Origin of the sequence: Zobellia alginiliquefaciens (assembly GCF_029323795.1) — a bacterium.
GTDB classification, from domain to species: domain Bacteria; phylum Bacteroidota; class Bacteroidia; order Flavobacteriales; family Flavobacteriaceae; genus Zobellia; species Zobellia alginiliquefaciens.
This window is the reverse complement of sequence record NZ_CP119758.1, coordinates 3,511,468-3,532,239: the sequence shown is the minus strand read 5'-3', so window position 1 is coordinate 3,532,239 and position 20,772 is coordinate 3,511,468. Positions and strand designations below refer to the sequence as shown.

12 protein-coding genes are annotated in these 20,772 nt (G+C 39.8%); all 12 read right to left on the bottom strand.

Translation table 11 applies throughout. The annotated features are described in order from the left end of the window. Positions 1-5: 5 nt before the first annotated feature. Complete coding sequence (locus P0077_RS14815) at positions 6-1,490, bottom strand: sulfatase family protein (RefSeq protein WP_276165986.1); 1,485 nt, start codon at positions 1,488-1,490, stop codon at positions 6-8. Between the two features lie 5 nt (positions 1,491-1,495). Beyond that, complete coding sequence (locus tag P0077_RS14810) at positions 1,496-3,352, bottom strand: beta-N-acetylhexosaminidase (protein ID WP_276165985.1); 1,857 nt, start codon at positions 3,350-3,352, stop codon at positions 1,496-1,498. A gap of 3 nt (positions 3,353-3,355) precedes the next feature. After that, a complete protein-coding gene (locus P0077_RS14805) occupies positions 3,356-4,138 on the bottom strand; it encodes an SGNH/GDSL hydrolase family protein (protein ID WP_276165984.1) in 783 nt (260 codons plus the stop codon). Positions 4,139-4,149: 11 nt separating this feature from the next. Continuing rightward, positions 4,150-6,840: a glycoside hydrolase family 3 protein gene (locus P0077_RS14800; RefSeq protein ID WP_276165983.1), complete on the bottom strand. Its 2,691-nt coding sequence runs from the start codon at positions 6,838-6,840 to the stop codon at positions 4,150-4,152. A 14-nt stretch (positions 6,841-6,854) separates the two neighbouring features. Next, a complete protein-coding gene (locus P0077_RS14795) occupies positions 6,855-8,240 on the bottom strand; it encodes a sulfatase family protein (RefSeq protein ID WP_276165982.1) in 1,386 nt (461 codons plus the stop codon). A 1-nt stretch (position 8,241) separates the two neighbouring features. Beyond that, positions 8,242-10,530 (bottom strand): glycoside hydrolase family 95 protein, encoded by a 2,289-nt coding sequence (locus P0077_RS14790; protein WP_276165981.1) that lies wholly within the window; start codon positions 10,528-10,530, stop codon positions 8,242-8,244. Between the two features lie 26 nt (positions 10,531-10,556). Next, positions 10,557-12,368, bottom strand: a complete 1,812-nt coding sequence (locus tag P0077_RS14785; RefSeq protein ID WP_276165980.1) for an arylsulfatase — start codon at positions 12,366-12,368, stop codon at positions 10,557-10,559. Then, a complete protein-coding gene (locus P0077_RS14780) occupies positions 12,361-13,965 on the bottom strand; it encodes a sulfatase family protein (RefSeq protein ID WP_276165979.1) in 1,605 nt (534 codons plus the stop codon). The genes P0077_RS14785 and P0077_RS14780 overlap by 8 nt, the downstream gene beginning before the upstream one ends. Before the next feature lie 25 nt (positions 13,966-13,990). After that, on the bottom strand, positions 13,991-15,625 hold the full coding sequence (locus P0077_RS14775; RefSeq protein WP_276165978.1) for an alpha-L-fucosidase: 1,635 nt from the start codon (positions 15,623-15,625) through the stop codon (positions 13,991-13,993). A gap of 22 nt (positions 15,626-15,647) precedes the next feature. Beyond that, positions 15,648-17,141, bottom strand: a complete 1,494-nt coding sequence (locus P0077_RS14770; protein WP_276165977.1) for a sulfatase family protein — start codon at positions 17,139-17,141, stop codon at positions 15,648-15,650. A 31-nt stretch (positions 17,142-17,172) separates the two neighbouring features. Beyond that, positions 17,173-18,771 (bottom strand): sulfatase family protein, encoded by a 1,599-nt coding sequence (locus P0077_RS14765; protein ID WP_276165976.1) that lies wholly within the window; start codon positions 18,769-18,771, stop codon positions 17,173-17,175. A 289-nt stretch (positions 18,772-19,060) separates the two neighbouring features. After that, a complete protein-coding gene (locus P0077_RS14760) occupies positions 19,061-20,770 on the bottom strand; it encodes a RagB/SusD family nutrient uptake outer membrane protein (protein ID WP_276165975.1) in 1,710 nt (569 codons plus the stop codon). Positions 20,771-20,772 lie beyond the last annotated feature (2 nt).

Here is a 20,772-nt window from a genome sequence, read left to right as displayed (position 1 = left end):
AGTTCTTAATGTGCTGTATCTTGTTTGGACGCTTTATTCTTGAATATATCTACGGTAACATCGTTGGCCTGTGCCGTTCCGGATGTTGTGCGCCCATTTTCAACAATACGCACCAACTCCACCGTTAATTTTTCTACCAACTTGGGATGTTTTTCAGACAGATTTTTAGTTTCCCCAGGGTCTTTCTGCATGTTGTACAATTGAATGGCAGGAAGTCCTATTTCAATAGCTTTATTATCCTTTGGATTACTCCAACCTCCAGAGCCAGGGGTAAGCTCTAATTTCCATTTCTTATTCCGAATAGAAAACTTACCGTTAATAGAATGATGCACCACCAACTTGTAATCCGTTTTGGTTTTTCTATTTTTCAGCATAGGTAGAATACTGTAAGAATCCACACCTGTGGAATCATCTAATGCCACGCCAGCAATTTGCGCTGTGGTCGCCATTAAATTTGTCTGGCAGATAAGCTGATTATTGGTAGTGCCGGGTTCTATTACCCCAGGCCATTTCACGATAAACGGAATCCGATGTCCGCCTTCCCAAATATCCGATTTATAACCTCTAAAATCCGCACTTGGATAGTGACCATAGTTCTTTTCCAATTGTTTTGCTTTTGAAACTGGTTCCGAACAACCGTTATCGCTTGTAAAGAACACCAAAGTATTGTCCGCAATCCCATTTTTTTCCAAGGCATCCAAAACCCTGCCAACTACATCATCCGTTTCCATCACAAAATCTGCATAATCGCCCATACCGCTTTTACCTTGCCATGCTTCGGATGGTACTACGGGACTATGGGGCGAGTTCAAGGCCAAGTACATGAAAAACGGTTCGTTTTTAGGCGTGGCTTTCGTAATATAATCTTCCGCCTGATCTCCTAAAAATTGAAGCATCTGTATAGGTGGCATTTTATCGATAACCTTATCATCTTTAACAACGGTCTGCATATCTCTAGAATGATGAAAACCAATATAACTGTCAAAGCCACGGGATATTGGTCCATTTGGAACGGTAGCGCCGATCGGTGCTCCAATCATCTTTTTGCCTTCGTATAATTCATAGGAGTTTCCTTTATCATCTACATAATCGAAACCCAAATGCCATTTCCCTATTGCTGCCGTGGTATAGCCCGCCTTCTTTAGCATCTTAGGTACCGTTGTCAGATCTTGCGCAATTAAAGGGTCTACACCACCTGTCAACACACCTGCCTGCAATCTCGTTCTCCAATTATACCTTCCTGTTAGTATTGCATACCTAGATGGCGTACAGACTGCCGATGCCGAATGAGCGTCTGTAAATGTCATAGCTTCGCTAGCCAATGCATCTACCCGTGGGGTTAGTATTTTACCCTTTTCAGGGTTCAAAAACTGTATATCTCCGTAACCCAAATCATCGCAGATAATGTATACGATGTTCGGTTGTGTCTGTGCCAATGCTAATTGTAGCCCAAGCAAGCAAAAAAATATTGTAGACCATGTCCTTTTCATATGCTTCACTTTAATCTTAATTCCAATACGTTACCCAATAGTTTTCCTTCTTTATTAAAAAGTCCAGCTTTGAGTAATGTTTTGGCTTCTGTTCTAAATTTTCCGTTGTACTTTTTACTCCTACTAGTCGGATCCTTGCCATCTAGTGTGTAATATATTTCGTTACCATCGGTCTCGGTCTGTAGAAAAACAATGGCCTGGTTATGCAATTCGTCTATTGCATAGGATGGGTATACGCTAAACACACTATGAGCGGCATTTACCTGCCAATCCTTTAATTTTTTAAAGTGATAATCACCTAACGATTGTTGAAACCTGAGCCAGTTTTTATTTTCAGGTACGCTCCATGACACCTCGGCACTTGCCAAAGCGCGCGGATATAGCATATATTCGTTATGTTCTTCTGTGGGGGTAAATTCTCCCCATAAACTGGCCTGATTGCCCAAAACCAATTCTTGTTGTTCTGCTGTCAATTCTTTGGGCATAGGTTCATGGCTGTATACTTTGGATAATGGGAGTACAACTTTAGGCCCTTCGGGCTCAGAAACGGTAGCACCTTGTATTTGACTGATGTACATGTATTTGTAGGATGTCATTATGGTAGGGTACCCGTTTTGAGGTGCAGTAATCTGCGGTGTATAAGTGCCGCGTCTCCATGCCATAATAGTTGCTCCTGGGGCTCCGTTTCCACTTAAGATTTCATCCCATCCTATCATGGTCTTTTTTTTGTCCTTTACGATTTTGTGTATCCTCTGAATAAAGTGGCTCTGTAGTTCTTCTTCATCCTTAAGGTTGTTTTCCGCTTTGGTTTTCTGGCAATACGGACATTTTTTCCAGTTACTCTTGTTGCACTCATCACCCCCTATATGCAGGTATTCCGAGGGAAACAATGCAGCAATTTCTTCTATTACACCTTCCAAAAATTCGTATGTATATTCTTTTCCGGCACAAACAGCATTATCTGGAGCCTTACCTCCTACGGCTACTTCAAAATTAGCCTCTGCATCATCATAACAGAACAATTCTGGATATGAGGCTACAAGTGCTTTACTATGGCCGGGAATATCTATCTCTGGAATTACCTCTACATTACGGACCTTTGCATAGGCGATTACTTCTTTTATATCTTCTTGTGTATAAAAACCTCCAACCGTTTTGGGCTCATCGGCCGTAGCCTTTTCTCTTTGCCACCAGCTAATTCCTGTTCTGTCTGCGCGCCATGCTCCTTTATCCGTAAGGTTGGGGTACTTTTTTATCTCTATCCGCCACCCTTGGTCATCCGTTAAATGCCAGTGAAATTTGTTGATTTTATAAGCTGAAAGCACATCTATCTGTTTTAAGATATACTCCTTATCCTGAAAATGCCTGGACACATCTAACATAATACCACGCCACCCAAATCTGGGGTTATCATTTACATTCATTGCAGGTATGGTTACTACTTCCGATTTTTCTAATGGAAAGGTTTGTCTCAGGGTTTGAAATCCATTAAATAGTCCGCCATAATCTTTGGCCGTAACAGTTATTGACTCTGGCGTCACCTCCAGCTGATAACCTTCATCCTGTAATTCTGATTTTTTGTTTAACTTAAAAAGTATATACTTTTCACCACGATTTGCTTCCTTGTAGGAATATGTCAGGTTTAGCTTAACGTCGTTTTGAAACTTTTCCGCCAAATAAGGAATTAACGTTCCCTGTAATTTTTTGGGTACAATGACTTTTACATTTTCATCTAGCTGAAAAGCTCCTTCTGTAAAAGAAACAGACTCCGGTTGCGGAATAAAAAAAGATTCTTGGGCCAAGGCCGGTAAACCGAAGACCAAGGCAGAAAAAACGATGATATGACTTATAAATTTATGCATGTATTACTGATCTAATTGTTCTAATATTACTTGTGCAACCCGCTTGCCCTGCGCTGTTCTTCCTAGTTTATTGTAATGTACATTTCCTGGTTCTTCCATCCATTCTTCATGATGCGGCAAAGTGTAGTCGTATAAGTCGTTTATACTTATAGATGGATAATTTTTTAAAACCTCCCGAGCGGCAGTATTGTATTTTTTAGCATCTCCGGCAAACCTGCCTTTGGCATTTTCCGGTACCGGCGTCGTAGTAGCAAAAACTAGTTTGGCTTTCGGAAATTTCTCTTGTAGATAGTCACAGATATTTTTTAAGTTTTCCTTGTATGTGGCTACGCTAGAGACAATTTTTCCATTCTCTTTGTCCAAACCTTTGCTACCCATATATTTTATATCATGCAACCCAACATTAAAATGAATAACATCCCATTCAAAACCCCAACCTCCTTTAAGGTACGGCTTGAACATGGTCTTTTCCAGCTTTTCCATCTTAGTGATCAATATGTTGCTGGACATACCATTATTATAAATTCTATAAACGGATGCTTTTCCCTCTAGTTCCGCTCTGACAGTCGTTGTATATCCAATGGAAATAGAATCGCCGTACAACAAAACATTGGGAACCCCTTTTTTAGGATGGACATATGCAAAAACAGGACCATCTCCTGACCGAATACCGGCCCATGCCGCTTCTGCTTTATTTTTGTTAGTAGCACAGGAATAGACTTGTGGCAAGAGTATCAAACCTATACTACCCGCTCCTGCTCTTTTTAAAAAATCCAGTCGTTTCATTCTATCTTACTTCAATTTTCATTCACTTTTACAAAACCTCTCAATCTAATATCTTTTGAGGATGCACCTACCATAATTCTAAAATCTCCTGGCTCTACAATACGGTTTAAGTCTTTGTCCAACATGGATAGCTCCTTTTCTCCCAACTCAAAGGAAACGGTCTTTTGCTGTCCCGGTTTTAAAGTAATTCGCTGAAAGCCTTTCAATTCCTTGATGGGCCTTACTACACTAGCCAACTCATCCCTTATGTACAATTGTACTACCTCATCTCCAATTACCTCCCCGGTATTTTCAACCTTACAACTTACCGTTACGGTTTCATCGGCGGAAATATTGGTCTTACTAAACTGCAGGTCACTGTATGTGAAGAAGGTATAACTGAGACCATATCCGAAAGGAAATAAGGGCTGACCGGTAAGATTATGATAATTGTCTCCTCTACCCGTTGGTTTATTATTGTAATATAATGGACATTGAGCCACGTCTACAGGGAAGGTTATTGGCAATCTACCCGCTGGATTGGCATCTCCAAAAAGGACATCGGCTAGACCGTTCCCTCCATTTTCACCGGAGTACCATGCCATTAAAATACCATCTATCTCATTGATCCAATTCCCCATAGTTATAGCGCTTCCGCCTACAAGAACAACAATTGTTGGGGTTCCCGTAGCGGCCACTGCCTTAATCAATTCTTCTTGGTGTCCCGGTAAATCCAACAGTGCCCTATCCCTGAACTCTCCTTCGTTAATACCAGCGGTAATTACGGCTACGTTCGCATTTTTTGCCGCGGTTACGGCTTTGTTTATCCGTGCTTGATAATCTTGCTCGACACCTGCATCCCAAACTAATTTAATTTTGGAATTCCCTGCGGATTCAAAAAATTCGATTCGGATATCGTATTCCTTGTCCTTTTCAAATTCGAATGGTTTTACAATGGTATTGTATGATTGCTTTTTCCAGTTGTCAATAAATAATTTACCATCAAGGTAAATCCTGTATCCGTCGTTCCCTTCTATACCAATAGTAACCGGACCGTTTTTAGGACCTTTGATCTTACCGTTCCAGCGCACGGAAAACCAATCGTACGGCAAATCTTCATGAGGCGAGAAAAGTGTCCATGAAAAAGCCATTTGCTTATCAATGCGCTTCACAGTTGGTGTGCCTTTTAGCGATATGTTATCGTAGTATTCGGCAGAAAGGCCAACAGCTTTTTTACCAGACTCCTCAGTAGACAGATAGGTTTTGTCTACTGTTTGGTAATTTTGTTCCTTTAATGGCACGCCGGGAGCATAGTTTATATTTTCTTTACCTATTTTGGCAACCAGGCCATCATACATAGAGACCACTTTATTACCAGGACCGCTATAGCCTCCTAACCTGGCCTCCTTGGCATCAAAGCCTATAAGGGCTACCTTTTTATTTTTATCGATAGGCAATACTTCTTGATCGTTTTTCAAAAGCACCATAGAGGAGGCCGCCGCTTTACGTGCCAATTCTTGATGGTCTTGATGACCGTTCCAGAACGCAGCATCCTTGGCATCTACATACGGATTTTCAAAAAGTCCAAGTCCAAATTTTGCTTTTAATATCCTTGAAACCGCTTCATCTATGGCTTTTATATCTACCATTCCCTTTTCATAGGCTTCCCAAAAAAGAGGATAATGATTATAACTGGTCTGAAACAATACATCTAGACCTGCTTCCACGGCATCTTCCGTAGCCTCTGCATAATCTTTGGCCGTAAAATGGAGCACATTAGCGCCACCAGTAGCTCCGGCATCGGAAATAACGAAACCTTCAAAACCCCATTCTTCTTTAAGTTTGGTTCTTAGCAACCATTCATTGGAAGTACAAGGTGTTCCATTTAGTGAGTTATACGATGTCATTACGGACCTTGCTCCCGTTTCTTTAAAAACCTCTTTGAAGGCAGGAAAATAGACCTCTTCTAGAATACGTTCGTTAAAATCTATTGGGTAGCTATCACGACCACCTGCACCTACATTGGCTACAAAATGTTTAGGCGTGGTTATGACGCCTTCACGCTCAAACGCTCCAATATAAGTTTTGGCCATTTGAGTAGTTAAAAACGGGTCTTCTCCATAGGTTTCCTCCGTACGGCCCCAACGTACATCTCGTGCAATGTTCAATACAGGAGAAAGAATCTGCCGAATACCCCTTGTTTTGGTTTCCTTCGTAACCGCACGGCCAACGTTGCCCACCAATGTCGTATCCCAACTTGCAGCTAAGGCTATTGCTTGCGGAAAAACCGTTGCCCCATCACGGGCCAAACCGTGTAAAGCTTCATTAAAAGGAATAATTGGAATACCCAACCGTGTTTCTTCTAGAAAATACTTTTGAATCTCATTGATTTTATTGGTCATTTCCTCTGCGCTACCAGAAGGACCGTAATCCATTAACTGTTCGGCTGCATTATCGTTTTTTCCTTTTGAGGATACTTGAAATCCGAAAATACCATGCTTATATTTTTCTTTTCCATCGGAAAGGTCTCCAGGAATCATAAACATTTGCCAGAATTTCTCTTCCAACGTCATCTTGTCCAAAAGATCGTTTACCCGATCTTCAATTGGCGCATCTGGATTTTTATATACGGGTGTTTTTTCTTTCTCATCCGTATAGGCAAAAATGGCAATCATTACCATGGAAAAGATTACAACTTTGGTTATTTGGTTCAAGTATTTCACTCTAACTAATCTATTTATTGATATCTGTTGACATCCGTTTTTAATTCCGCATCAAATTCATCTAACATCTTGGTCAGCTCTCTTACTTTTTTAGGGTTGGAAGATGCAACATTGGTCGTCTCCGATATATCTTCATCCAAATTAAAAAGTTCTATGACTCCTTCAACTCTGCGTAGTTTCCAATTTTCTTTTCTAACCGCTTCTGCAGTGGTTTTCTTATAGTAGTAAAAACCGGTTTTTGCATGTGGCGACTTTTTGGATTTACCTTGCATTATCGGCCAAATATTATAGCCGTCTATCTTTTCATCGGGTAGCTTGCAATCCGTTAGGTATGCTACGGTAGGCAATATATCTATGGTAGAGGTAACTTCGGAACAAACGGTATTGGCCGGTATTTGTCCTTTCCATTGTGCTATCATTGGTACGCGCATACCGCCTTCGTAGGTATTGAACTTATACCCTCTTAGTGGGTACGCACTACCTCCATGGCCGTTATCAAGTTTCCAAGGACCATTATCCGAAGCAAAAATCACCAAAGTATTATCGTCAATTTCTAGCGTCTCTAAAGATTTTAAGATTTGCCCCATGCTCCAATCCAACTCTTCTATCACATCCCCATACAAACCGCGGGCACTTTTTCCTTTAAAATTATCAGAAGCATATAATGGGATATGCGGCATAGTATGGGCTACATAGAGAAAGAAAGGATTGTCTTTATTCTTCTGAATAAACCCAAGAGCTTCTTGCGTATATCGCTGGGTTAAGGTTGTCTGGTCTACAGGATACTCTATTACTTCATCCTGTCTGAACAAGGGTACTTGACCTCCTCTCCATTTCTCTTCACGTAAACTATCCAAGGTCATTCCCTCTCTAAAAAGAATATTATCGGCAACCTTGGCGCTTGTATTAGCAGACATATCATTGCTAAAAGGAATTCCATAGTAAGAGTCAAAACCTTGTTTTATTGGTAGGTATTGCGCCTCATCTCCTAGATGCCATTTACCAATACAAGCTGTGGTGTATTTCTTGGTTTTTAACATATCGGCAATGGTCAGTTCTTTGTTTGAAAGACCGCCTTCTTTATTGGGCCACAACACCACTGGCACGTTAACTCTAGGCGGATATGCCCCTGTTAGTAAAGCAGCTCTAGAAGGAGAACAAACAGGAGAAGCGGAATAAAAATCTGTGAACCTCATTCCGTTTCCGGCCATCTCGTCCAAATTCGGGGTTTTTATCAATGGAGAACCAAATACGCCTACATCTTCATACCCTTGATCATCCATGAAAAATATAATCACATTTGGTTTCTTGACTCTCCCTTGTCCCCAAATATTAGGAACTGCTACCACCAAAAACATGAAAGAAATTACCAATATCCTCATCCTATCATTTTTTTTCATGCTACTTCAGTTCTTTGTTAAACTTATACTTTTTACCAGCTTCTGTCTTAAAGCTTAGGGTTTTGCCTTTATACTCCACTTTACAATCGGAACCATTTTTAGATAGTATTTCCAAAGATTCCATTTCTAAATCTTTCCATTTTAGGGAAATTTCAAAACCACCACGGGCCATTACACCTGTAATTTCTCCGTTTGGCAGTGCATTCGGCAGCGCAGGCAAAATTTCTATTTTATCCATATGGCTTTGTATCAACATTTCTAATATTCCCGCGGCGCCACCAAAATTTCCATCTATTTGAAAAGGTGGATGTGCATCAAAAAGATTGGGATATGAGCCTCCCCTAATTTTTCGCTCTGGAATTTCAGCAGGACTCAAAAGTCTGTGCATCAAACTATATGCCCTATTGCCGTCTTTAAACCGCGACCAAAAATTAATCTTCCAAGCCAAACTCCAGCCTGTACCATTGTCACCTCTATATTCCAAAGACTGCCTTGCCGCTTTCATTAACTCCGGCGTCTCTTCCCAATTTATCTCCTTACCCGGGTGTACGGCCCATAAATGGGATACATGTCTGTGATGATTTTCAGGATCATCCTTATCTTCCATCCATTCCTGTAATTGACCATGCTTTCCTATTTGGTTCGGGGCAATTTTAGGAATCATTGCCTCTAGTTTTGTAGCAAAAGTTTGGTCTTCGCCTAAAATTTCAGAAGATTCAATTACCGTTCGAAACAATGCTCTAATCAGTTGATGGTCCATAGTGGGCCCAGCTACTAGACCACCTATTTCTGGGGAATTGGAAGGAGAACTAATCAAATAACCTGTCTTCGGGTCTTCGTATAAAAACTGGGAATAGAACAATGCCGATTCTTTGATAATCGGAAAATACTCCTTCAGAAACTCTTTATCTCGCGTAAATAGATAATGCTCCCAAATATGGGAACTCAACCAAGCCCCTCCACCTAACCAGATACCGTGATTAGACGCGTTAACGGGTGCGGCACCTCGCCAGATATCTATGTTGTGGTGGGCTATCCAACCGTCTGCATTGTAATGCTTTTTAGCTACTGCCTTTCCGCTTTCGGACAGGTCTTTTATAAGCCCGAACAAGGGTTCGTGACATTCGCTCAAATTTGCAATTTCAACCGGCCAATAATTCATTTCCAAATTAATATTGGTAGTATAGCTACTGAACCATGGCGGATTTAATTTATGATTCCAAATACCTTGCAAGGTTGCAGGTTTTGTACCGGGTCTACTGCTCGCAATAAGCAAGTATCTTGCATATTGTACGTAAAGTGCCACTAGTTGAGGGTCATTGGGGTCTTTCCAAAAATCGTAAATTCGTTTATTCGTGGGTGATTTAGACCTGCCGTTATCACCAAGGTCTATGGTTAGGCGATTATATAACCCTTGGTAATCTTTAATATGTTTTGCTTTAATCTTTTTGAAGTCTTGCCCTTTTATTTTTGTTAAAACCTTATCTACTTCTCCTTCAGGGTTACCGCTGACATCCGTATAATCTACATAATTGGTGGCGGCCGTAAGATAGATTGTAGCGTAGGATGCTTTCGCGATTGCAACTTTACCATCTTCAATAGTTAGCTTCCCATCTGTCTCCACCTCAAATGAAGCAACGCCTCTTAACGCCCCGTCTTTAACCGCTACAGATAGCGTTTGTGTAGCTCCGGAAGTATCCAACTGTTTATTCTCGTGCAGGGCATCCATATAGACATTGAAATTCAATGCTTTGGATTTGCTCGCACTAATATTGAGGGCAAGTACATTGTCCGGAAAACTCGAGAGGACTTCTCTTTTATAATCTACTCCATCCACCTTATAAGAAACAGTACTTATGGCATTTGAGATATTTAGGTTTCGATTGTAGTTTTCATAATTTTTATGTTCAGGAAACTCTAGGAACAAATCGCCGAAAGGTTGGTAAGGCACTTGTTTTAGCGGTACGCTCATGAATTTTTCGGTGGCTAGATTTTGTGCTTCCAACTGTTTTCCTTTAGCAAGCAAGTTTCTAATTTCCGCCAAATAGTCTCCAGCTCCTTCATGAGAATAATCGTGCGGTTCTCCCGCCCAAAGTGTTTCTTCATTGAACTGAAGGTGTTCTTTCTCCACTCCACCAAAAATCATCGCTCCCAAACTACCATTACCTACGGGTAAAGCTTCCGTCCATTTTACTGCAGGCGTATCATAAGATAGTTTCATGCCGTCTTGCCCGTAAACTGACAATTGAGTAATAGTCAGCACTAGTGATAGAATATATAATCTCATCATTTCCATAATAGCTTTTCTTATAATTCTTATAAACTCTTAACCTCTACATAAAAGGGGTACTTGTATTCCATTTCTCCATTATGCATAACATAAAGTTTTGGCATTATGGTAATATCCCCTTCGCTTAGTTCTAGGTCTTTAAAAACAAAATTGGTCTGCCCCTCTCCCTTAAAGCTAAGTGCTTCTCTTTGGTCACCTATGACCAACTCCAGCTCACCATTATCCATCATTGCTTGGTCTAGATGGACGATGATGTCATAATTTTTTGTTTCCTTAATAATCGCATCCCAATAAATAAGTTCTTTTTTTTCGCCTTCTTTCTTTATAAAATTCGCATCGTTTTGGTTTAACATCACCGGGTTTTCAAAGACCGTACCTATAATTGGACGTGGCGAATCCAGTATATGCTCCGATGTTTCCATCGTATTAAGCCAATTGTCCATCTCAACCTTAAGTTCGTCAACCAATTTTTTATTCTCGCTTGAAATATCATTTTGCTCGTAAGGGTCCTTATCCAAATTGAATAACTGAAACTGATCGTTCCCATTATCGTCCTTACCTACGCCTACCAGTTTATAGTTCCCCTTTCTGGTAGCTATATTCCTGTATCTTACAGGTGCATCCCTAGACCAATACCGGTTGATAATACGCTCCGGCAACTCGCTTTCTTCTTTAGTCAATAGAGGCATCAAACTGGTTCCCTCAATCTTTAGGTCATCTGGAATCTTGGCTCCCGTAAGCTCCGCCAAAGTTGGCAGTATATCATAATGTGCGGCTGGTGTCTTAATATCCCTAGGTTCCTTAAATGCTTTTGGGTAATACCAAAAACTTGGCACTCTTACCCCACCTTGAAATGCCGAACCTTTTCTACCACGCATGCCTGCAATATATCTTGGATGCTGCGGACCATTATCCGTCATAAAAATCACTAGGGTATTTTCCTCAAGCTCCAACTCATCCAAACTTTTAAAAAGTAACCTTAAGTTATCATCGATATTGGTAACCATACCATAGACTTTTCGTGCGTTCTCCCTGCTGTGCTCGGTTACCTTAGGGTAAGGCAGGCCTTGGTCCTTAACATTTGCATCAGGGTCTATATCCTTATATAAATCATAGTACTTCTGAGGCAGTTGCAGCGGGCCATGTGGCGCATTGTACGACAGGTACAGAAAAAACGGACTCTCTTTGTTTTCCTTGACAAAATCTATAGCTGCTTCTGTAAAAACATCCGAGCAATACCCTTGGGTTTGTACCTGCTCTCCATTTTTCCATAGAATAGGATCAAAGTAGCTACGGTCTCCTTTTAAGGTATTGGGCCAGTCCCCATATTGACCTATACCCCCAGACAAGTGATTTAAAGTATAATCAAATCCTTGATCCTGAGGCCTCATGGGGTAATTATCGCCCAAATGCCATTTTCCTATCATTCCCGTCTTATAATCTGCTTCTTTGAGTAGCTCTGCAATGGTAACCTCAGATGGTGCCATCATAGCTCCTCCCCTATACGTATCATGCACACCGGTACTCATAGCATACTTTCCGGTCATAATAGCAGAACGCGTAGGAGCACAAACCGGGTTGACCAAAAATTCATCGAACCTTACGCTTCGTTCGGCAAGGCTGTCCAATACGGGAGTCTTTATATTCGGGTTTCCATAATAACCCAAATCTCCAAAGCCTTGATCATCCGTTATAATGAGTATAACGTTTGGCTTTTTGTCCGGTTTGTTCTCAGATTGGTTACTACAAGACAACATACCTTGTGCTATTATGAAAAATAACAGCAGTCGAAAAGCTTTTGATCCTAATACATCAATTGACACCCTCGTTTTAATCATTCCAATGTTTCTTGATAATTTCCAGTACCTCTTTATTATCGTCATCCGTATCACCCAAAGCTTTTCGTTGTGCCAATATCTCTTTTTTCATCTCTGAGATGATATCTTGATATTGAGGGTCTTCGTATGCGTTGTGTAATTCGTTAGGGTCTTCCTCCAAATCGTAAAAATCCCAGTATTTCCTTGGTTCCTCTCCCGGTTTGTACTCGTTAACCTTTAATCCATTTCCATAGAAAAAAGCCAACTTATAGCGTTTACCCCTAATTCCAAAATGACCCGGACGATCTTTAGAATGGTCCCAATACCGGTAATAGCCATATTTTCTCCAATCGCTTGGCGTATTTCCTTTTAGATTTTCACGGAAGCTACGTCCTTGCATAGTCTCCGGATAGTCTATGCCAGCATAATCTGCAAACAGAGCTGAAAAATCGGCATTTTCTATCAAATCTTTATTTCTAGCACCTGCACGTATTTCTTTTGGATATCTAATGACAAATGGCATATGGATGGATTCTTCAAAAATCAATCTTTTGTCGAACCAGCCATGTTCCCCTAAGAAATAACCTTGATCTGCAGTGTAAATGACTACCGTATTATCTGCAAGTTCGGATTCTTCCAGATAGTCCAATAGCTTACCGATGTTATCATCGGCTGCAGCTCCGCAACGCATAAAATCCTTTACATACTTTTGATAGGTCTGGTAACGTGCCTCATCATTGGTCAATCCATCTACGGAAAAAGGTAGTTCCGGATAGTTCATAAAATCTTTTCGCAAAGATGGGTCTGCCGTTGCATCCAAATAGCGTTTCTTCAGGTTGTCAATAGATTGTCCCTTAAATGAGCGCCCCGTGGTTTCCGATCCTTTATCGTAAAAAGACGCAGGAACTGGAATATCAACATCTCGGTTTAAATCGCTAAATCGTTCCGGATAATCAAAAGGCTCGTGGGTAGCTTTAAAGTGGCACATGGCCATAAAAGGTTTATCCTTATCCCTGTTTTCTATCCAATCAATCGTTTTATCCGCTATTAAATCTGTGCTGAATCCTTCATATTGTTTGCCTCCACCGTAATAATCTTCCCAATTTTCTTTGGTTTTCATTACAGGATTCCAATACTCACCTTGGCCTGGAAGCACGCAATAGTAATCAAAACCTGCAGGCTCTTGTTTAAGATGCCATTTACCAATTACCGATGTTTGGTACCCTCCTTTTTGAAGCTCTTTAGCAATGTTGTTATATTGAGGTGAAAGGCCAGCTCCCAAGGTAGTTACTCCATTTACATGACTATATTGCCCCGTAAGAATAGTAGCCCTACTAGGTGTACAAATTGAGTTGGATACCAAGCAATTTTCTAGAACCGTGCCCTCTGCGGCCAACCTCTTAATATTTGGTGTATGTACGTAATCTTCCAGAATGCCCCCATATATACCCCAGGCCTGGGAAGTGTGGTCATCCGCCATTATAAAAAGAATATTAGGCTTTTGTTTGGGTGCTTCCGGTTCCTTTTTTTCTGCTTGGTTACAGGAAATAAAAACTAACGTTACCGCACACAAAAGAACGGAATACATATGTTTTTTTAGTCGATTTAGTTTGGCCATGGTAAAATGAATTTGGATTTGCGTTTTAAAAGTTGACGTTTTTAAATTCAGCTTTAAAAACTATAGGATAACTCCTGCCATTAACGACGGGTATAGTTATAGATGTCCCTACCTCTGTTTGCTTAAAACTTATATTTGTATCGGTATCTAGGCGCACCAATGATTTTAGTTTTCCGGGATTTGTTGACTTGCCCAAACCAAGCGTTGGCATCAACAGCGGGCCTATTTCAGGGTTAAGTGCTATTATATAGAACGTTTTGTCCTTTACGGTAAACCTTACTTCGTCATTGGCATAAGCTGGCGAGGCGGTAGTACGCTGGTTGTAATGTTCGCCCTTGTGCCTCATGGTTACCGCATTCTCATCTACGTTTCTAATTTCTCCATTTGCGGAAAGAGAGCTGCCCCCACGTACACTTTCTCCGTCTCCGTATACATTCCATGGCCGTGTTTCATAAATTGCCTCACCATTTATCGCTAACCAATCACCAACAATATTGATTATCACCTCTTGTTCGCTAGGTATGGTTCCGTCTGGATGTAATTCTATATTTAGAAGTAAATTTCCGTTTTTGCTAACCGCATCTATCAGCATTTCTAAAATCGTCCGTGCATTATGCGTAAGATGTCTATCCTTTTTATAAAACCAATCGGTAAATGTTATTTCTGACTGCCATGGTTCATTACGTAATGTATTACTTCCTCCACTTTCAACCTCGTTAACTGTTCCCGGTACTCTGCCCTTTAACAACATTACGGCTTCAATAGTTCCGTTTTCCGCAAGACTGTTATTGTATAGGCGTCTACTTACTTCTTTACCATATTCCCCGTATGAAAACCTGCCTCCATCATAATACAGTAAGTCGGGTTTATACATATTCACTAGTTCCAGATGTCTTTTTTCCCAATTCTGCTTAATACTCTCAATGACTTTGGGCGTCCTGTTTTCCGGTATTGGTCCATATAGATCCGCAGGATCCAATCCTTCCCACCATTTCCCTTTTCCGTCTTCCTTGGTAAGTCTACCATCGTAAGGCACTCCTTTTAGTTCTTCGCTTTCATCAGCTCCAAAGGCCGGTTTCCACCATTCCAAATGCCTATTATCATGACTTGTGACCCCAAACTTTAAGTTGGATGCTCTGGCAGCATCTGCAAATTCCTTAATTATATCTTTCTTGGGCCCGACATTTACGGAGTTCCAAGGATGGTAGCTAGAGTTAAACAAATCAAAATGATCATGGTGATTTGCTAACGCTACAATATATTTTGCTCCATTTTTCTTAGAAAAATCAATTAGCTCTTCTGCATTAAAATTTTCTGCTTTCCATGAATTTATGACATCTTTAAATCCAAATTCCGAAGGGTGTCCATACGTTTTTAGATGATATGGATTAGCCATTTTACCAAAAACCTGTTTGCCCACATCTTTCATATACATGTGTCTTGCATACCATCCACCCCCTTGTTCAGGTACACTTTGTGGTCCCCAATGAAACCAAATGCCGAACTTTGCATCTCTGAACCATTCCGGACATTTATAAGATGCCGCCAGAGCATCCCATTCTAAATTTGTATCCCCCTCTTGGCTTTGAACGCACAACGTACAGAGCATTAAAGTACTTAGTATACTTATTTTAAAAAGTGAAATTCTCTTAATTTTCATTTAAATTCTTTGAACTATAGTTTTATTCGATGTGTTCATATAACCCAAACATATCTTTCTCTAAATCCGCCGGATCATTCACTCTTCGAATCAAGGTTTTCAGTTCTAACAGCAGGTCGGCTTTTATTTTTTCGTATTCTGAATTAGAATTAAGGATATTCAATTCCCAAGGATCCTTTTTTATATTAAAAAGTTGGTGGGTAACCTCACCATCCCTACTGCTCACTATTAATTTATAATCACCTTTTCGAACGGCTCTGTGCGCTCCTCTCTGATTGGGCTTTTTATCTCCAGGCCAAGCATTATATGCGTAGAGCATCGATTCTCTAACCTGTTCTTTTTCGCCCAATAAAACCGGAGTTAAATTTAAGGTCTGAGTGGATTCAGGAATTTCTAAACCCACCAACCCGCATAACGTTGGAAAAACATCATGTAAGTAGGCAAAAGCTTCTTTTTTTTCATTTTTTGGTATACTCGGACCTACAAAAATTAGTGGAACCTTTATACTATGTTCATAAACGCTTTGTTTACCCAACAGACCATGCTGACCTATAGCAAGACCATTATCCCCTGAAAAAACAATGATGGTATTATCTGCTTTTCCTGAAGCTTGCAATGCTGCCAATACTCTTTTAATTTGAGCATCTGTGGCGGTTATCATTGCATGATAATCTGATATATGTTTTTTCACCTCTTCTTTTGTTCTTGGAAAATCAGCCAACTTTTCATCGCGGATTTTCATATCGGCAATAGGAAAAGGGTGTTCTTCCATAAAATTTTCAGGAACTTTGGTTACTGCTGCCGGGTACATAGTATGGTATTTTTCCGGAGCGGTCCTTGGATCATGTGGTGCCGTAAAGGCTACATACATAAAAAAAGGACTATCTGACCTCTCATTTTCCAAAAAATGAATAGCGGCATCAGCGAAGAGCTCACTAGAAAATTTATTTTCATTGACATAAGGTTTGGACCAGCCTTCCTTTTTGTTGAAATCTTTGACCTTCGTACCAAAATGTTTGGTCATTCCTCCCAAATACAATGATTTTCCTTCATCAAAGCCTTTCTCAACCCACTGAACACCATTATGCTGTTTCCCAGTAGCAAAGGTGTGATAACCGTTAGCCTTAAAATATTCGGGAAAAGTCAAAAATTTAGAGATTCCCTTTAAACTATCGGCAACGGAGAACTGAGCGTATACATTAGGTTCTAGATTAAAATAATGCCGCCCTGTCATTAACATGGCCCTACTAGGTGAACAAACAGCTCCATGCGGAGCTCCCAAGATATAGGAATTGGTGAAAGAAGTGCCCTGCTCCATCAGACCATCTATTGCAGGGGTTGAGACCTCTTCAATTTCCAAACTACCAACGGATGTATAGCGCTGGTCATCAGTAAACAAAAAAAGTACATTAGGCCTATCTGTTTTTGCAACGGTTGTGGTTTGTGCTTTGCACCCTATTAAGAGTATAACCACCAATAATAGAATAAAGTAATTTAGGCTTATTCTGTACTTCATTAATCAATAGTTTTAAACTTTATTATTTTCATCATTTTTTTAATCCCTTGGCCTCTAAAAACCGATCTAAATTCTGTTGTGTAAGTTCGTCACTATCCCTATATTTTTTTCTCAGCTCATCTAACTTTTCATGCATTTCCTTTTTGATAGACCCATACTGAGGATCATTATATATATTATTCATCTCAGAGGGGTCCTCTTGAAGGTCATATAACTCCCAATTATCTATATCATAATAAAAGTGGATTAATTTATAGCGTTCGGTTCTAACCCCATAGTGTCTTTTTACCTTATGCTCGCCAGGAAACTCATAGTACGTATAGTAAACGGCATCCCTCCATTCGTCAGCTTCGCCATTAACCAACTTTCTAAAGGAATTACCTTGAATTTCTTTTGGGATATCAAGTCCGGCATAGTCTAAAAAAGTAGGTGCAAAATCAATATTCTGAACCAAATTATTGACTACAGTACCTGGTTTTATTTCTTTTGGATATTTGACCAATAATGGAGTTCTAAAAGATTCTTCATACATGAACCTTTTATCGAACCAACCATGTTCTCCTAAATAGAAACCTTGGTCTGAAGTATATACTATGATCGTATTGTCTTCTAAATCATTTTCTTTTAGGTAATCTAATATTTGGCCAACGCCATCATCTACGGATTGAACGGTGCTTAAATAGTCCTTTATATATCGGTTATATTTCCAAAGTGCCAAGGTTTCCCCTTCTAGTTCTTTTGATTTGAATTCCTCAATTATTGGATTATAATATGTATCCCAAGCTTCTTTTTGCTCAGGATTCATCCTGTCGTATTTTTTTTGAAACATATTGCGATATTTTGTTTTTATATCGCCATTCACGTCCAGCATTTTTAAATCGTATACCAAATCTAAATCCTTAAAAATGGACATTTCTTGAGTCTTGGCTGCTTCCCTACTCTCATAGTCATCAAAAAAATTGGCAGGTGGATCTATTGTTATGGTATCAAAAAGGCCTAAGTATTTTTCTTCAGGCATCCATGTTCTGTGTGGTGCCTTTTGGTGATAAAGCATTAAAAACGGTTTGGAGGAATCTCTTTTTTCAGATAGCCAGTTCAAGGCTAGATCCGTAGTTATTTGTGTCACGTAACCCGGAATAGTTTTTTTGACACCATTTTCAATAAAATCGGGAGAATAGTATTGCCCTTGCCCGGGGAGCACGTTAGAATAATCGAAACCTTGAGGACGGCCATCTAAATGAATTTTTCCGATTAAGGCCGTTTCATACCCTGCCCCTTGCAACGTTTTAGCAAAATTATCTTGATTCCAATTAAAAGGACTAATATTATCTACTTTACCATTTATATGGCTATGTTTACCAGTTAACATTACCGCCCTACTAGGAGCACAAATGGAATTGGTAACAAAAAAACGATTGAATATAGCACCTTCCTTACCAATTCTGTCAATATTTGGTGTGTTGTTCAGACCGTATCCATAGGCACTAATTGCCTGATATGCATGGTCATCACTCATTATAAAGACGATATTGGGAGGCTGATCCGTTATTCTATCATTAACTTTTGTTTGGCAACTTGTGAACAAGAGTGTTAAGAAACATACATTAACCACTACAGTTACTTTGTTCATATTACCTTTTTGGCAATACATTTTTTTCAGCTTCATCAATGATTCCATTAAGGATGATTCTCTTTTGTTAAAACTAGACCCTTTTAAAGAGCTAAATTGTTTGTTGTGCGTTGAAAATAGTCGTTATAGGATGTGCTATTTTTTGCCAGATTCCCTACAATTTAAAGACTTCATGGACAAGGTTGAATAATTTAGGAAAAGGTGATAAAAAAGGGAGGAAACACCTCCCTTCTCCAACTACTAAACTAATAAACAGAGGGAACTAACTAAAATTTTATAAAACAACTAATTACCAACCAGGATTTTGCTCTAGGTTGGGATTTAGTATAATTTCATTTGAAGGAATTCCGGTGAGATAGGCCTTTTCAGGGTCGAAGTTATAAGACCCATCACTTTGAAACGGATCTAAGTAACCATTGGCGTCTAATGATACTTCAGATTCACTAGCCATTGTTTCTATATGACCATCATAGAAGTAAGCTCCCTTAGGCAAACCACTGTTGATTAGCTCATGCGCCCTCCATCTGAATAAGTCGTCCAATCTAAAACCTTCACCAATTAACTCTACAGAGCGCTCCCTACGTATTTCGTATAGAACATTGGAAAGGGTGTACCCATAATCTGGCCACATAGGATCAGTAACGATAGTTGCCATTTCTAATGCCGGCATACCAGCTCTACTTCTCAATAAATTAATCGATATGTCTAAATCACTTTGACTCAGAGTACCCAATTCTGCTTTAGCTTCGGCATATATCAATAATAACTCAGCGTAACGCATAATAATTTTTGAAGTGTTTCTAGTAAATTGATTGGATGATTCCTCTATATTCGGATCTCTATATTTTTGGGATTCATATCCCGTACTGGCCGCATTCTGCCCCGTAATTACCGGAGCAACGAACAATTCTACCGAACCATCTGAATTTATTCTCACAGTATCCCCCGGTACCATAATGGTAGCGGCAAGTCTTGGGTCTCGGTTGTTCTCTATGGTCGAAAGGTCATCGTCACCTTCAAAAAGCGGACTTACCGAAATGGGATCTCCGTCAATGCTGAGATAACTTTCAAGAGCAAATTTTGTGTACGAAGATTTATTGGGCCAACCTATCTGTAAATCGTTACCAATATTAAGACCAATATAATCATACTGTCTCCAAAGCAAAACTTCACTATTTCCGCTTAAATCAGTTTGATTGAAAAGGGAACCATAATCGCCATGTAACCGAAAAATACCACTATCCATAACCTCTTTGGCAGCATCTGCGGCTATTTGCAAATATGAAGATCCATCTGAACCGTCTACACCGAAAACCGTACCACTATGATACTTTTCCCAGGTTCCTTCGTACAAAGCGATTCTTGCTTTAAGCGCCATGGCCAACTCTTTGTTAATTCGCTGTTCTGCTACATCTGGGTAAGACCCTAATAAGCCAATAGCAGTGTTTAAGTCTGAGAGAATGAAATCTACTACTTCGTTTCTTGGATCTCTTGCCTTATATAAATATTCTTCATCTGCATCGGTAATATAGGTATCGATTATTGGCAAATCGCCATAGTCTTTCAAAAGATCGAAATAATAATAAGCCCTAAAAAAATAACCTTCACCGGTATATTGATTTAAGTCACTTTGGTCTCCCTCTGCCTCATTTACCTTACTAAGATAAAAGTTAATTTCCCTTACTTCATCCCAGCTCCAAATGGCATTGGTAGCATCCGTCGGAGTAGTATAAAAACCTAAAAATCTATTAGTGGCAAATTCGCCAATAAGTAAATCGGAATTATTATCGGGTATTCCAGCAAAACCATTCCCGGCACCTTGCCATCTTTGTAATGGCAAATCTCCGTAAAAGCTGTTAACGGCCGTTTCTAAATCTTGGGCTGTTTTATAAAATTCTACTTCCGTAATATCGTCTAAAGGATTTCTGTCTAAATAGTCATCACAAGAAATCATCATCCATGCGAAGCTTATAACCGTAATTTTGAATATATTTTTCATAT

Coding starts and splice junctions, on each gene's coding strand:
- P0077_RS14775 (WP_276165978.1), bottom strand. CDS start 15,625: ATGAAAATTAAGAGAATTTCACTTTTTAAAATAAGTATACTAAGTACT.
- P0077_RS14780 (WP_276165979.1), bottom strand. CDS start 13,965: ATGGCCAAACTAAATCGACTAAAAAAACATATGTATTCCGTTCTTTTG.
- P0077_RS14805 (WP_276165984.1), bottom strand. CDS start 4,138: ATGAAACGACTGGATTTTTTAAAAAGAGCAGGAGCGGGTAGTATAGGT.
- P0077_RS14765 (WP_276165976.1), bottom strand. CDS start 18,771: ATGAACAAAGTAACTGTAGTGGTTAATGTATGTTTCTTAACACTCTTG.
- P0077_RS14770 (WP_276165977.1), bottom strand. CDS start 17,141: ATGAAGTACAGAATAAGCCTAAATTACTTTATTCTATTATTGGTGGTT.
- P0077_RS14795 (WP_276165982.1), bottom strand. CDS start 8,240: ATGAAAAAAAATGATAGGATGAGGATATTGGTAATTTCTTTCATGTTT.
- P0077_RS14815 (WP_276165986.1), bottom strand. CDS start 1,490: ATGAAAAGGACATGGTCTACAATATTTTTTTGCTTGCTTGGGCTACAA.
- P0077_RS14790 (WP_276165981.1), bottom strand. CDS start 10,530: ATGATGAGATTATATATTCTATCACTAGTGCTGACTATTACTCAATTG.
- P0077_RS14810 (WP_276165985.1), bottom strand. CDS start 3,352: ATGCATAAATTTATAAGTCATATCATCGTTTTTTCTGCCTTGGTCTTC.
- P0077_RS14760 (WP_276165975.1), bottom strand. CDS start 20,770: ATGAAAAATATATTCAAAATTACGGTTATAAGCTTCGCATGGATGATG.
- P0077_RS14785 (WP_276165980.1), bottom strand. CDS start 12,368: ATGATTAAAACGAGGGTGTCAATTGATGTATTAGGATCAAAAGCTTTT.